The sequence below is a fragment of the Sorangium sp. So ce394 genome (genome assembly GCF_051474665.1).
In the GTDB taxonomy this organism is placed as follows: Bacteria; Myxococcota_A; Polyangia; order Polyangiales; family Polyangiaceae; genus Sorangium; species Sorangium cellulosum_D.
Genome location: NZ_CP150339.1, coordinates 10,027,471 through 10,040,762 on the forward strand (window position 1 = coordinate 10,027,471; position 13,292 = coordinate 10,040,762).

The 13,292-nt window shown below is 73.8% G+C and carries 12 protein-coding genes; 7 read left to right on the forward strand and 5 right to left on the reverse strand.

Going from position 1 to position 13,292, the window contains the following annotated elements:
• Nucleotides 1–665: 665 nt before the first annotated feature.
• From WMF33_RS37075 to WMF33_RS37090, 4 genes are all read left to right on the forward strand, one after another.
• Entirely contained in the window at nucleotides 666–1,415 is a 750-nt protein-coding gene (locus WMF33_RS37075; protein ID WP_437333023.1) for a hypothetical protein, read from the forward strand.
• On the forward strand, nucleotides 1,412–1,882 hold the full coding sequence (locus WMF33_RS37080; protein ID WP_061627096.1) for a hypothetical protein: 471 nt from the start codon (nucleotides 1,412–1,414) through the stop codon (nucleotides 1,880–1,882). The genes WMF33_RS37075 and WMF33_RS37080 overlap by 4 nt, the downstream gene beginning before the upstream one ends.
• A 2-nt stretch (nucleotides 1,883–1,884) precedes the next feature.
• Nucleotides 1,885–2,334 carry a D-aminoacyl-tRNA deacylase gene (gene dtd, locus WMF33_RS37085; protein ID WP_061627095.1) on the forward strand — a complete coding sequence of 150 codons (450 nt, stop codon included), beginning with the start codon at nucleotides 1,885–1,887 and terminating at the stop codon, nucleotides 2,332–2,334.
• A 69-nt stretch (nucleotides 2,335–2,403) separates the two neighbouring features.
• Nucleotides 2,404–3,384: a ketopantoate reductase family protein gene (locus WMF33_RS37090; RefSeq protein ID WP_437333024.1), complete on the forward strand. Its 981-nt coding sequence runs from the start codon at nucleotides 2,404–2,406 to the stop codon at nucleotides 3,382–3,384.
• A 46-nt stretch (nucleotides 3,385–3,430) separates the two neighbouring features.
• Here WMF33_RS37090 and pdxA read toward each other — a convergent pair whose 3' ends face one another.
• The 3 genes from pdxA to WMF33_RS37105 form a co-directional block, all read right to left on the reverse strand.
• Nucleotides 3,431–4,555, reverse strand: a complete 1,125-nt coding sequence (pdxA, locus tag WMF33_RS37095) for a 4-hydroxythreonine-4-phosphate dehydrogenase PdxA (RefSeq protein ID WP_437333025.1) — start codon at nucleotides 4,553–4,555, stop codon at nucleotides 3,431–3,433.
• Nucleotides 4,552–5,502 (reverse strand): winged helix-turn-helix domain-containing protein, encoded by a 951-nt coding sequence (locus WMF33_RS37100; protein WP_437333026.1) that lies wholly within the window; start codon nucleotides 5,500–5,502, stop codon nucleotides 4,552–4,554. Before WMF33_RS37100 ends, pdxA begins: the two co-directional genes overlap by 4 nt.
• Nucleotides 5,503–5,608: 106 nt before the next feature.
• Nucleotides 5,609–7,054, reverse strand: a complete 1,446-nt coding sequence (locus WMF33_RS37105) for a TldD/PmbA family protein (RefSeq protein ID WP_437333027.1) — start codon at nucleotides 7,052–7,054, stop codon at nucleotides 5,609–5,611.
• 556 nt (nucleotides 7,055–7,610) lie between these two features.
• Between WMF33_RS37105 and WMF33_RS37110 the strand changes: the two genes are divergently transcribed.
• Together WMF33_RS37110 and WMF33_RS37115 are read left to right on the forward strand one after the other, a co-directional pair.
• Complete coding sequence (locus tag WMF33_RS37110) at nucleotides 7,611–10,367, forward strand: tetratricopeptide repeat protein (RefSeq protein WP_437333028.1); 2,757 nt, start codon at nucleotides 7,611–7,613, stop codon at nucleotides 10,365–10,367.
• 98 nt (nucleotides 10,368–10,465) lie between these two features.
• A complete protein-coding gene (locus tag WMF33_RS37115; protein WP_437333029.1) occupies nucleotides 10,466–11,287 on the forward strand; it encodes a hypothetical protein in 822 nt (273 codons plus the stop codon).
• Here the strand turns inward: WMF33_RS37115 and WMF33_RS37120 are convergent.
• Nucleotides 11,275–12,240, reverse strand: coding sequence for a uroporphyrinogen-III synthase (locus WMF33_RS37120; RefSeq protein ID WP_437333030.1), 966 nt, complete (start codon nucleotides 12,238–12,240; stop codon nucleotides 11,275–11,277). The two genes, WMF33_RS37115 and WMF33_RS37120, sit on opposite strands and share 13 nt — an antisense overlap.
• Nucleotides 12,241–12,322: 82 nt before the next feature.
• Here WMF33_RS37120 and WMF33_RS37125 point away from each other — a divergent pair, with 82 nt between their 5' ends.
• Nucleotides 12,323–12,616 (forward strand): hypothetical protein, encoded by a 294-nt coding sequence (locus WMF33_RS37125; protein ID WP_061624355.1) that lies wholly within the window; start codon nucleotides 12,323–12,325, stop codon nucleotides 12,614–12,616.
• 66 nt (nucleotides 12,617–12,682) lie between these two features.
• Here the strand turns inward: WMF33_RS37125 and WMF33_RS37130 are convergent, their stop codons facing one another.
• A complete protein-coding gene (locus WMF33_RS37130; RefSeq protein WP_437333031.1) occupies nucleotides 12,683–13,237 on the reverse strand; it encodes a TerB family tellurite resistance protein in 555 nt (184 codons plus the stop codon).
• Between the last annotated feature and the right edge of the window lie 55 nt (nucleotides 13,238–13,292).

Consider the following 13,292-nt stretch of genomic DNA (forward strand, 5'->3'; position numbering starts at 1 on the left):
GGGTGCGAGTGGCATCCACCACGGATCGGATCTCCCGGACACGGCGTCCCCGCCCGTCCGCAGGATGTGGGATTGGAAAGGCCGTCGGCGGTCCGCTTCTTGAATCGACCTGGAACGAGGTCATCCGCGTCGAAACTGCGTCTCCGAGACGCCCCTCGTGGAAGCTCGGAAGCTTGGAAGGAGGCTCGGAAGCTCGAGGAGCTCGGAAGCTCGGAACCTCCGAAGACCGGAGACCGAGCGCTCTGAGGACACGAATGTCATGAAGTGCGGAGGGCAGCCCAATTTTCTGCGGCGCTGACCAAAGGCTGTGGTAGGAACCAGCTGCCTCGCGACTGCGGTCGGGTCGTGAGCGCGGTTCCGGGGTGCATGGGGGCACAGCCCCTCACCACGCGGTACCGCGGCCGGGTATCGCCCGGCGCGCTACGCACTGCGGCGGGACCCTGCCTTCACGATCGGCGCGACCAGCGCGATCAGCCCGGAGGCAGGCATCGCGCCCCAGGTGCAACATCGTCCGGGCCATCGCGGATCGCGGGGGAAGCGCCCGGCCAACCACGCACCAGCCTCATTCACCACACCATCGATGCAAGCGGGGCGCCACACGCGGGATGCGGAAGCCGAACCCGGTGGCGCGTCCATGATCGCTCCGAGGTCAGCAGGGGCACGACATGCGGCGAATTCGTAGAGACGCAACCAAGGTCTGGCACAATCCCGAGCTCCACACCGCCTATGGCCGTGGCCAGCCCAACAGCGCGGGGCTGCCGCGCCCAACACAGACCGGCGAGGACCGGCGGGCGGCGAAGCAACACCGCGCCGCGCTCGAGGCGCTCTTCTCACCGCGCAAGGAGCCGGAGGCCGACGACGGCAAGGGCGGGCGCGCCAAGTCGGGGCGCGACGCCGCCTCCAAGGCGCCGGGGCGCATCGTCCTCGCGCCGCCTCCGCAGAGCGACCCGAAGGCCGTCGAGCGCCAGCGGCTCCTGTCGAAGCTGCTCTGCGCGTCGGGCCGGCCCAACATCTCCAAGGCCGCGAACGAGTTCCTCCGCGCCGGCCACACCTTCCCCGCAGAGCAGGACGTGTACCTCCAGCTGCTCGAGCACAGCGACGAGCAGCGCATCCAGGAGGCGATCGACGAGCTCTCGGGCATCCTCGTCGCCGAGCTGCCGAAGCGCCGCGCCGTGCTCGAGTCGCGGCTCCGGCGCATCGAGGAGTTCGCGGAAGAGCCCGCGACGCGCGAGGCCGCCGAGCGCCTGCGCCGCCAGGTGAGCGGCAGGCCCGAGGCCCCGGGCGCCCCCTCGGCCGAGCCGGGCTCCCACGCGCGGCCGTCGAGCCGCGAGGCCGCCCTGCCCCACGCGGCGGCGGACGGCGCCGCCCAGCGCGGCGACGGCGGCATCTCCGAAGCGAGCGTCGAGGCGGAATGACGCGCGCGGAATTCGAGGCCGAGCTCCGCAAGCTGATCCAGGCGTTCGAGACGGGCACGGGCAACGAGCGGTGCGTCGCGTGCGTCGCTTGCGAGCGCTGCGTCGACTGCACGTTCTGCCGCAACTCGAAGGCGCTCCAGCGGTGCCACTACTGCGTCGACTCGCAGCGCTGCTCGGACAGCACGCACTGCCGCGGCTGCCGCGATCTCATCGCGTGCAGCCACTGCGTCGCGTCCGAGCGGTGCACGCAGTCGTCGTACCTCGTGAAATCGGTCGACTGCACCGGCTGCACCTACTGCTTCGGCTGCGTGGGCCTCGTGCGCAAGGACTTCCACATCCTGAACCAGCCGTACGATCGCAGCTCCTACTTCAAGCTCACGGCGAAGCTGATGCGCGAGCTCGGGCTGAGCACGGGCAGCGGGGCCGAGCCCGCCCCGGCGCCCGCGGCGCGCGCCGCGCAGCGCTAGCGATGCGGGCGGTCGTGCAGCGCGCGCTCGCCGCGCGGGTCGAGGTCGACGGCCAGGTGGTCGGCGCGATCGAGCGCGGCCTCGTGGCCTTCGTCGGCGCCGCGAAGGACGACGACGAGGCCGACGCCGACCACGTGGCGAACAAGGTCGCGGGGCTCCGGGTGTTCAGCGACGAGGCCGGCAAGATGTCGCGCGCGCTCGCGGACGCGCGCGGCGGCGTGCTCGCGATCAGCCAGTTCACGCTCTTCGGCGACGTCCGGCGCGGCCTCAGGCCGAGCTTCGACGGCGCCATGGAGCCCGCGCGCGCCGAGGCGCTGTACGAGCGCTTCGTCGCCGCCCTGCGGGCGCGCGGCCTCGAGGTGGCCACGGGCCGCTTCCGCGCCGACATGCGCGTGTTCGTCGAGAACGACGGGCCGGTCACCATCCTCATCGATTCGAAGCGGACGTTCTGACGCCGTCCGCCGCTCCCGAGCGGCCGACGCCCCTTCCCTCCCGGCGTCGCGCGGGCTACGTGGGGCGTCATGCGGATCAGCATCGTGGGCGCGGGGGCGCTCGGGCGGGTCTACGGCGTGCGCCTCGCGGCCCAGGGGGACGACGTCACGTTCGTGGTCCGGCCCGAGCGCGCCGCAGACGCGCGGCCGTTCGTCATCGAGCAGGTGAACAGCGCCGATCGCCGCGACACGCTCGAGCGCCCGCGGCTCGCGGCCGACATCCCGGCCGACGCGGAGGTCGTGATCGTCACGGTGCGCTTCGATCAGCTCGCCCCCGGCGGCGCGGCGCCGCGCCCCGCGGAGGGCAGGACGGTCGCGGACCTCCTGCTCCGCGGACCTTCGGTCCCCGTCGTCGTGCTCACGCCGCTCCTGCCGCCGCAGCGCGCGAGCCTCGAGGAGGCCGCCCGGCGCCGCATCACCCCCGCGATGCCGAGCATCTCGGGCTACCTCGATGAGCGCGACGTCGTCCGCTACTGGATCGTCGGGTTCGCGTCGACGCTCATCGACGACGAGGGAGGCGCCCCCGCGGAGCGGCCGCTGCTCGAGGAGCTCGCGCGCCGCCTCACGAGCGCGGATCTCCCGGCGCGGCTCGATCCGGACGTGGGCGCGCAGAACGCCGCCACCACGACCGCGTTCTTCCCGCTGATCGCCGCCATCGACGCGGGCGGCGGCACGAGCGCCCTCCTCGAGAACGAGGGCGTGCTCGGCACCGCGCTCCAGGCCACGCGGGAGTGCATGGCGCTCGCGGACCGCGTCGGCACGGTCGCCCCCTGGACGAAGCTGCTGACCAGGGCCATCGGACCGTTCACGCTGAAACCCGGCGTCGCGCTCGCGCGCCTCGTGGCCCCCGAGGCGCTGCGGTTCCTCGACGCCCACTTCGGCCCGAAGCTCCACGCGCAGCACCTCGCGATGGGCGCCGCCGTGCTCGCGATGGGGCGCGAGCACGGCGTGAGCCTGCCGGCGCTCGAGCGGCTGATGACCCTGATCGAGGGCCGCACCGGCGCGCGCTGATCCGCGCAAGGAGACGTCGGCGAACGTCGGCGAACGTCGGCGAACGTCAGCGCGCCGACGCGAGCTGCGCCGCGAGCGCGATCGCCTCGCGCATCCCGCGCGGGTCGGCCTTGCCCGTGCCCGCGAGATCGTACGCGGTCCCGTGGTCGACGCTCGTGCGCACGATCGGCAGGCCGAGCGTGACGTTCACCGCCTCGCCGAAGCCGAGGAGCTTGCTCGGGATCGTCGCCTGGTCGTGGTACATCGCGACGACCCCGTCGAGCGCGCCCCGCGCCGCCAGCCGGAACGCCGTCTCCGCGCCGACGGGCCCGCTCAGCTCCGCCGCCGAGCCCGAGCGCGCGAGCCGCCGCGCCGCGAGGCGGATGCCCGGCGCGATGCGCAGCTGCTCCTCGTCGCCGAGGAGCCCGCCCTCGCCGGCGTGCGGGTTCAGCGCGGCGACGGCCACGCGCGGCTTCTCGCGGCCGAGATCGGCGAGCAGCCGCGCGAGCCACACCGAGGCGCGCGCCACCTCGCGCGGGCTCACCGCCTCGGGCACGTCGCGCAGCGGCACGTGGGTCGTCACGAGGGCGGTCACGAGCTTGCCCGAGGCGAAGGCCATCGTGACCTCGCGCGCGCGGAGCCGCCGGCCGAGGTGCTCGGTGTGCCCGAGGAAGTCCGCGGACCCCGGCGCGCCGCTCGTCGCGATCGCGTGCTTCGATGCGGGCCCCGTGACGAGCGCCGCCGCGACGCCGTCGCGGACCAGGTCGGTCGCCTCGTCGATCCAGGCGAGCTGCGCCGCGCCGTCCTCGGCCTCGGGCCGACCGAAGGCGCTCGGCCGCGAGAGCCGCGCGCTGCCCGCCCAGATCCCGATCGCGCCCGGCGCGAGCCGCTCGATCGCGGCGCGCCCATCGACCACGACCAGCCGGCGGGCCGCGACCCGGACGAGCCGCGCCGCCCGCCGCAGGACCGCCTCGTCGCCGACGAGCACGCAGCGCACGCCCTCGACGGACGCCGCGCCGGCCACGGACACCTCGGGGCCGACGCCGCTGGGGCAGCCGACGCTGATCGCGACGATCGGCGCCGCGGCGCTGCGCGAGGGGCCGCCGCGCCCCGCGCCGCCGCGCCCCGCGCCGCCGCGCCCCTTGGCGGCGGTCGTCCGGACAGCACCGCGGCGACCAGGCGACGTCGTCATCGCGTGATGCGCCGGTCGCGGCCGGGCGTGGCGGCGTCGTGCGCCGACGACGCCGACCGGCGCTCTGCGCGCGCGGCCTCCTCGTCGTCCTCGTCCTCGTCCTCGCCGTCCTCGCCGTCGTCGCCCTCGGCGTCCTCGTCCTCGTCCTCGTCCTCGTCGCGCGGCTCCCCGCGCTCCTCGCCGTGAGCCTCCGCACCGGCGGCGCCGCGCGGCGCCGTGCGGGCCGCGTCGCCGCCCTCGGGCCCCCCGGAGCCGGGCAGCGGCGACTCGAGCCGGTAGCCGGCCCCGCGCAGCGTGACCAGCGGCAGCGCCGCGCCGAGCTTCGCCCGGAGGCGCCTCACGTGGATGTCGACGGTCCGCGCGCCGCCCTCGTACTGGCTGCCCCAGACGCGCCGGAGCAGCTCTGTCCGCGACACAACCTTCCCGCGGCGTTCGCACACGTACGAGAGCAGCGCGAACTCCTTCGCGGTGAGCGGCACGTGCATGCCGCCGACCGACACGTCGTGGGCCGCGCGGTCGATGACGATCGCGCCCACCTTCACCCGCTCCTCGGTCGCGAACTCGCTGCGGCGCCACTCGACGAGGCGCACGCGCGCGTAGAGCTCGGCCGGCACGTACGGCACGAGCAGGAAGTCGTCGAAGCCGCTGGACGGCTCGATCCGCGCGATCTGCGCGACGCTCACCGCGACGAGCGCGCCGACCTCCTCGAGGCGGGGCTCGCGGCGCAGCGCGCGCAGCGCCGCCGCCGCCAGGTCCGGCCGATCGAGCGCCTCGACGACGATCGCCCGCGCCTTGCTCTCGTCGTCGTGGAAGAGCCGCGGTGGATCATCCCAGAGATCCAGGGTTCGAACGTCAGCGCCCAGCGAGCGCAAGACCGATGCAGCGCCCTCCTCCCGCTCCAGGTCAGGTCCGTGTCCGACGATGGCTATGAACGAACGACGCGCCATGTCCGCCCCGTATACGGGTGTCACGGCGGGCCGGCAAGACGCACCGCGCTAAACCCACCCATGCTGCTGCGGCGCTTACATTCCCCCGGGGCTCCAGCCTAGAAAATCAGCCGATCCGCGTCCCGCCGACCGTGATGCGATCGATCTTGATTGTGGGGCAGCCAACACCCACCGGAACGCTCTGTCCGTCCTTGCCGCACGTCCAGATGCCGTCGGAGGTGGCGACGTCGTGGCCGAGCATGGTGACGCGCCGGAGCACCTCGGGGCCGTTGCCGATGAGGTTCACGCCCTTCAGCGGCGCGGTCAGCTTTCCGTCCTCGATCAGGTAGCTCTCGGTGAGCGAGAAGACGAAGTCGCCGTTCGAGATGTCGACCTGGCCGCCGCCGAACTTCTTCGCGAAGACGCCCCGCTTCACGGACTTCACGATCTCCTCGGGATCGTGCGGGCCGGCGAGCAGGATGGTGTTCGTCATCCGGGGCATGGGCGCGGAGGCGAAGCTCTCGCGCCGCCCGTTGCCGGTCGGCGTGAGCCCGTAGTGCCGGGCCGAGAGCCGGTCGTGCATGTACCCGACGAGCTTGCCGTTCTCGATGAGCGTGCTGCGCTCGGGCTCGTTGCCCTCGTCGTCGACGTTGATCGTGCCGCGCGACTGGAGGAGGGTCGCGTCGTCGACCACCGTGCAGAGCGGGCTCGCGACGTCGCTGCCGACCCGCCCCGCGTAGTTGCTGGTCCCCTTGCGGTTGAAGTCCGCCTCGAGCCCGTGCCCGACGGCCTCGTGGAGCAGGATGCCGCTGTCGCCCGGGGCGAGCACGACGTTCATCTCGCCGGCGGGCGCCTCGCGCGCGTCGAGCATCGCGACCGCCTGCCGCGCCGCCTCCTTGGCGTGCCACTCCGGCGACCTGTCCTCGAAGTAGGCCGTCGTCATGCGCCCGCCGCCGCCGCTCGAGCCTTCCTGGCGCTTGCCGTCGCGCTCGGCGATCGCCCGCACGCCGAAGCGGATGAGCGGCTGGACGTCGTGCGCCATCCGCCCGTCGCTCGTGGCCACGAGCACCTCGCGCACCTCCTCGACGAAGCTGGCCTCCGCCTTGATGATGCTGGGGTCGTAGGCGAGCGCCGCGGCGCTCGCGCGCTCGAGCAGGGCGCGCTTCGCGAGCCCGGGGGCGTCGAGCGAGATGCTGGGCAGCTCGTAGCGGCTCGGCAGCTCGCGCCGCCGGAGCTCGATCTTCTCCGTCCCGCCGGAGCCGGTCGCGATCTGCGCCGCCGTCTCGGCCGCGCGCCGCATCGCGTCCCACGTGAGGTCCTCGGTGTAGGCGTACCCGGTCGCGTCGCCCCGCTGGACGCGGACGCCGACCCCCATCGACACCCCGCGCGACGCCGCCTTGAGGATGCCCTCGTCGAAGGTGAACCCGCCCCCCGCCCGGTACTCGAAGAAGAGGTCGGCGTAGTCGCCCCCCTTCGACAAGGCGACCGACAGGAGCCGCTCGCAAAGCGCGGCGTCGACGGCATTTTCCTCTCCAGGAGCGAACGGGGCGCGGTAGGCCTGGCTGCGCGACATGGTGCCCAACTCTAGGTCCATTCGCCGGGGCGGTCGAGACGCGGCAGCGCTCCGGGCGCCCTGCCTGGCCGCAGGCTGGCCGCAGGGCTGCGGAGATGTATGCAGAAATGTGCAAGAAGGCCGCTCGACTGCTATGGTTTGAGCCGTCCTCGCGTCGACGGCGGCGTTTGCCGCCTTCTCCGCGATCTTCGCGAATCCCCGGCCGCTCGGCGCGCTCCTACGACGTCACGATGTAGGGCGCGCTCGTCGACACGCCTCGACCGGACCGCCCAGCGTCCGACCGGGGCGGGGGCTCGCGGCCACCGCGTCAGGCGGTCGCCGCATCCCCGCGCGGGGATGCCCCCGCGTGGGCTTGCCCGCGCGGGTTCGCCCCCCGCGGGTTTGTGAAGAGCGCACGCTGCAAACAAGCACCTTGGCGGTAGCTTCGGAACTTCCGAAGCCGCGCGCTTGTACGTGGTAGCGGGATTGGCTAGGTGTTTTTAGAAGGCGAAGCGAGGGCTCCCGGCGGGGCGCCCGAGCGCCGCCTCGCTGTCCTCAGTAGGAGATTCCCATCGCCGTGGCGGTCGATCGCGACAAGGTACTCCAGACCGCGCAGAAGCTTGTCGAGCGGAAGCGCTACGACAAGGCCATCGTCGAGTACCAGAAGCTGGTCGCGGAGGATCCGAAGGACGTCCGGACGCTGCTCAAGATCGGCGACCTCTACCTGAAGACGGAGGAGTACGTCGAGGCGATCACCACCTACGAGCGCGTCGGCCAGTTCTACTCGCTCCAGGGCTTCGCGCTCAAGGCGATCGCCGTTTACAAGCAGATCCGCGAGATCATCCACAAGCACGTCCCGCAGTACGAGGACCGCTTCGGCCACATCGTCCCGCGCCTCGCCGAGATCTACACGCAGCTCGGGCTCACGAGCGACGCGCTCGCCGCCTACGACGAGGTCGCGACGCGCCTCCTGCGCGCTGGGCGCGACCGCGACGCGATCGACATCTTCAAGCGGGTCGTCGACCTCGACCCGAACAACCCGCTCGCCTACCTCCGGCTCGCCGAGGCGCTCATCCGCGTCCGCGACTACGACGGCGCGATCCAGCGCTTCGGGACGGCGGCCGAGCTCCTGCTCAAGCTCGGCCGGCGCGACGACGCGCTGAAGGTGGTCGAGCGCCTGCTGCAGCACCGCCCGGACGCCCGCTTCGCCCGCATGGCCGCCGAGATCTACCTCGATCGCGGCGACCCGAGCGACGGGATGTCGGCCCTCACCAAGCTGCAGATCGCGTTCAAGGAGAACCCGCGGGACCTGGAGACGCTGGCGCTCCTCGCCCGGGCCTTCGACCTGCTCGGGCAGCCGGCCAAGGCGATCGAGGTGCAGAAGGAGTCGGCGCGCATCGCCAAGGAGGCGGGGCGGGCCGACCAGTTCGCCGCCCTCGTCGCCGCCCTGGTCGCGCGCGCCCCGAACGACGAGGGCGTGCGCCAGCTGGCGGCCCAGCTCGTGCCCTCGTCGCGGGGCACGCGCGCGTCGATCGACGTCGAGCTCGACGAGGACGACGAGGACGAGGCCGAGGAGCTCGAGGTCGAGGACGTCGAGCCCTCGTCCGCGGCGCCGATCCCGCTGCGCGCGGCGCAGCCGTCGACGGCCCCGGTCACGAGCCCGCGGCAGCTCGTCGCGCACGCCGAGAGCCTCCGGCGCGAGCGCCAGTACGACAAGGCGGTCGCCCTCCTGAAGGGCGGCGTCGCCCGGCTGCCGGCCGCGCGCGAGCTGCGCGAGAAGCTCTGCGACATCCTCATCGAGGCGGGCGACCAGGACGGCGCCATCGAGCAGATGCTCGCGTTCGCGCAGCAGCTGTCCGGCGAGGGCGCCGTCGACGACGCCGCGCGGCTCCTCGACGAGGTGCTGCTCCTCGAGCCCGGCCACGTCCAGGCGACCGAGATGCTCAACCTCCTCGGCTACGCGGTGCCGCAGGAGGACGAGCTCTCCGACGAGGAGCACACCGGGCCGGAGGTCTCGCCGACGGCCAACGACGCGTACGCGTCCGAGGTGCCGAGCCAGGACCTCTACGATCCCGACGCGCCGCTGCCCGCGTACACCCTCGACGAGGACGGCGTCGTCGAGGCGCTCCCCAGGCGGCCCGAGCTCGTCACGCACCTCGACGATCCGTTCGCGAACGAGCCGCCGCTGCCGAGCTTCCCGATCGACGACGTCGAGGAGGTCGAGGACGTCGAGCCGCTCGAGGAGCTGGAGGACATCGACGACGAGGAGGAGACGGCGTCGGTCCACCCGAGCCGGTCGCCCGCGCACCCGCTGGCCGTCGCCGCGTCGCAGGCGCCGCCGGCGCCCTCCTCGATGCCGCCGCCCCCCGTGCTCGCCGCGCCGCCGGCCCTGTACAGCCCGGCGCCGCCCCGGCCGGCGTCGGTCCGGCCGGCGTCGGGGCGCTCCGTGCCGCCGGGGTCCGGGCGGCGCGCCGACGCGCTCGACGAGGACGCGCTCGAGGAGGTCGAGTTCTTCGCGCAGCACGGGATGTTCGAGGAGGCGCGCAACATCCTCGAGGAGCAGCTCGCGCGGCTGCCGAACCACCCGCTCTTGATGGAGCGGCTGCGCGAGGTCACCGAGCTCGCGTCGGAGACGCGCGGGGAGCGCGCGGCGACCGACAACGAGAGCGGCACGCGGGCGGTCCCGCGCGGCAGCGAGCGGCCGGACGAGGACCGGGCGTTCGACATCGCCGAGTCGCTCAAGATGATCGACGAGCTCGAGGTCGCGCCGGGCTCGGTGACGGGCGTCCAGGACGATCCGCGGCAGATCAGCGTCGAGAGCGTCTTCGAGCAGTTCAAGGCCGGCGTCGCGGCGCAGATCTCCGAGGGCGACGCGTCGACGCACTACGATCTCGGGGTCGCGTACAAGGAGATGGGCCTCTACGCGGACGCCATCGCCGAGTTCGAGCTCGCCGCCCGCGACCCCGGGCGGGAGTGCGTCTGCCAGTCGATGATCGGCGTCACCTACCTCCAGATGGGCAACATCGAGGCGGGCATCGACGCGCTCATCCGGGGGCTGCACGCCTCGCACAAGACGGTGGAGCAGGAGCTCGCGCTGACGTACGAGATCGCGGACGCCTACGAGATGCGCGGCGTCCCCGAGCAGGCGCTCTACTACTTCCAGCGCGTCGCCCGGATGAGCCCGAGCTACAGCGATCCGCGCGGCAGCGTCGCGGAGCGGCTGCGCCGCATCGACGTCCCGAAGCCGGCCGCGCGCGCGGTCGGCGCCGAGATGATCGCGGACGAGTTCGACGCCGCCTTCGACGACCTCCTCCCGAGCGGCAAGCTGCCCTGAGCGCGGCCGGCGGCCGCGCTCGAGGCGCGCGGGGCCCGGCGCGCCCACGGAACGCCAGAAATTGGGCCCTGGCCGGCGCCCTCATGTACCGGAGGTGCATGAACCGACCGCTGCTCTTCGCCGCCCTCACCTCGCTCCTGGCCGCCGGCTGCGGCGCCGGGATCGGAACGAACGCTCGAGCGGACCGCCCGCAGGACGCCGCCGCCAAGGCAGCGGACCAGGTAGAGCGCGCGGCCCCGGAGCGCGCGAAGGGCGAGGCCGACGCGAGCGCGCCGGCCGCGGAGGAGGCGCCGCCCGCGCGCGCGCCCGGCGATTACGTGGCCTACCGGTTCTCGGGCAGCTTCAGGAAGACGCCGCTGCTGCTCACGCAGCGGGTGGTCGCGCGCGAGGGGGACGTCCTCGTGGTCGACGTGACCCTCGAGGACGGCAAGGAGACCGAGGCGCTGCGCGTCCGGATGAGCGACGCGCCGAGCCGGCGCGGCGAGATCCTCGGCGCGGCGTGGATCGACGGCGGCGCCGAGCGGCCCGCGACCCTCGCGGCGTACGACGCGATGATGGCCAAGACCGCGCTCGCCGCCGACGAGAACGAGGAGGTGCTCGGCACCGAGGCGGTGAACGTCGAGGTCGGCGGCGGCGCCATCGCGTGCCAGAAGACCAGCTTCCGCGTGCGCATCGGCAGGACGAAGGCGACGATGCGCACGTTCCAGAGCGACGACTTCGCCTGGGGCGACGTGGGCGGCGAGATCACCGCCGAGGACGGGCGCGTGCTCTACCGCGCCGAGCTGGTCGACCGGGGCCACGCGGACGCGCGGCCGAGCGCGCCCGCGGCGACCGCCGGCGCGGAGCCCGGCCTGGCGCCGCGGCCGGCGACGGTGGCGCGGTCCGAGGACGACGGCGAGGGCGACGACTACGAGGATTGAGCCGGCGGGGGCACGTCGCCCTGGCTCTCCTTGCGGGCGAGGACCTCGCCCGAGCGCACGGCCGCCGCGCGGACCAGGTGGCCCATCTTCGGGTGCTCGGGCTCGACGTCGGGCTCGATCCCCTCGGCGCGCAGCGCCTCCGTGCAGACCGGCCCGATCGACGCCACCATGCCCCGCGCGAGCCCGGCGCGCAGCCGGTCGACGAGCCCCTCCTCGGCCGCCACGAGGAGCGCGTGCTCGACCTGCGCGCGGCTCGTGAAGAGCGTGATCGCCGCGCCGCCGTCGGCCAGGAGGCGGAGCGCCTGCCGGAGCGCCGAGGTGTCCTCCGGGAGCGCCCAGCGGTACACCGGCACCGGGGTGACGCGGGCGCCGGCCGCCTCGAGCCCGGCGTAGAGCTCGTGGCTCGGCGCGCCGTGCTCCTGCACGGCGATGCGCTTGCCGCTCAGGTCGCCGAGCCCGCGGACGACCTCGATGATCTCTCGCCAGGTGTTCGGCTCCGGGACGGTGACGAAGCGGGTCACGCCGAGCTCGCGCAGCGCCGCGGCCGGCTTGGGGCCGCGCACGACGAGCTGCACCGACGAGAGCGCCGCGGCCATGAGGGATACGCCCTGGGCGCCTGCGTCGGCGTCGGGCGCGCCGTCGCCGCCGTGGCCCGGATCGAGCGCGGGCGCCGCCTCGGCCACGAGCGCGCGGGTCCCGACGCCGGTCATCAGGATCACGAGGTCGAGCTCGGCGCCCGCGAGGCGCCGCGCGAAGTCGAGCGCGCGCTCGTTCCGCTCGATGGGCACCTCGCGGAGCGTCGGCGCCGTGACGGGTACACCGCCGTACCGCTGGATCAACGAGGCCATCTCGGCGGCGCGGCGGCTCTCGAAGGTGATGACGCGGCGCCCAGCGAAGTCAGGCGACGCGGAACGGGAGGGACGGTCGTTCGGGGGGTGCGTGGGCGTGCTCACCCGCGCAGCATAGCCCGGGTCCAGCGCAGGCGGGTTTCGGGCGGTTGACCAGTTTGCTAAGCTCCCTCCTGTGAGCCATCCGATGAGCAACGAGGCTGGCGGGGTCCAGGGGAGCGGGCTCTCGCGTGCGACTTCGGAGAACGACGTCGGCCCCGATCCCGTCATTGGCGCGGGCATCGCGCTGCTCGGCATCTTTCTGATGGGGGTGGGCGGCGCGCAGGGCGCGCACTACCTCTTCAACTTCGGCACGCTCGTGGCGGTGCTCGGGGCCGTCCTGTTCGTCCTCTTCGTGACGCTGACGGCGCTGAAGCAGCGCCGCGCGAGCCGCGCGTCGAGCCCCGACGCGGGCGCCGAGCAGCGAGACGCGCGCGACTGACCGCGCAGCCAGCCGGCGCGGCCGATCACGCCGGGGCGCCGCTGCTCAGGCGGGCGGCGCGGCTGATCACGCCGGGGCGCCGCCGCCAGGCTCGCCGCGATCGTCCGGCGGGGCCGGGGAGCCGGCCTGACCGCCGGCCTGCACGGAGAGGTCCGGCTCGATGTCGGCGAGCGAGACGCCGAGCTCCTCGGCGATGCTCTCGATCTCGGCCCGCTCGGCCGGCGTGGGCGCGCCGTCCGCCGCCGCGAGCCGGATCAGGAGGCGCACGACCTCCACCCGCTCGCTCGCGTTGCAGAGCGCCTTGAGCTCGCGGTAGCAGCGGTCGACCTCGCCCTCCTGGAGCGCGGGCAGCTTGCCCTGGAGGGCGTTGAACACCGCGTCGACCCCGCTCGGCGCGAGGCCGTCGACGTGCGTGAGCAGCTCGCGGAGCAGCTCGTCTTCCTTGTCGGAGAACCGGCCGTCGACGCAGGCGACCTTGCCGAGCAGGACGATGACGGTCGCGATGTAGCGGAGGACCACCGCCTCGTCGTCCGGGAGCGCCGTACGGAGCTCCTTCAGGAGGGCGTCGAGGTTCGGGAACGAGCCCCCCTGCTTCAGGCCCAGCCAGGCGAGGAGTCCCACGGGATGAGGCTACCAGATCCTCGCCGGGCAGGGCAGCCCGGCGGCGCACCGCCCT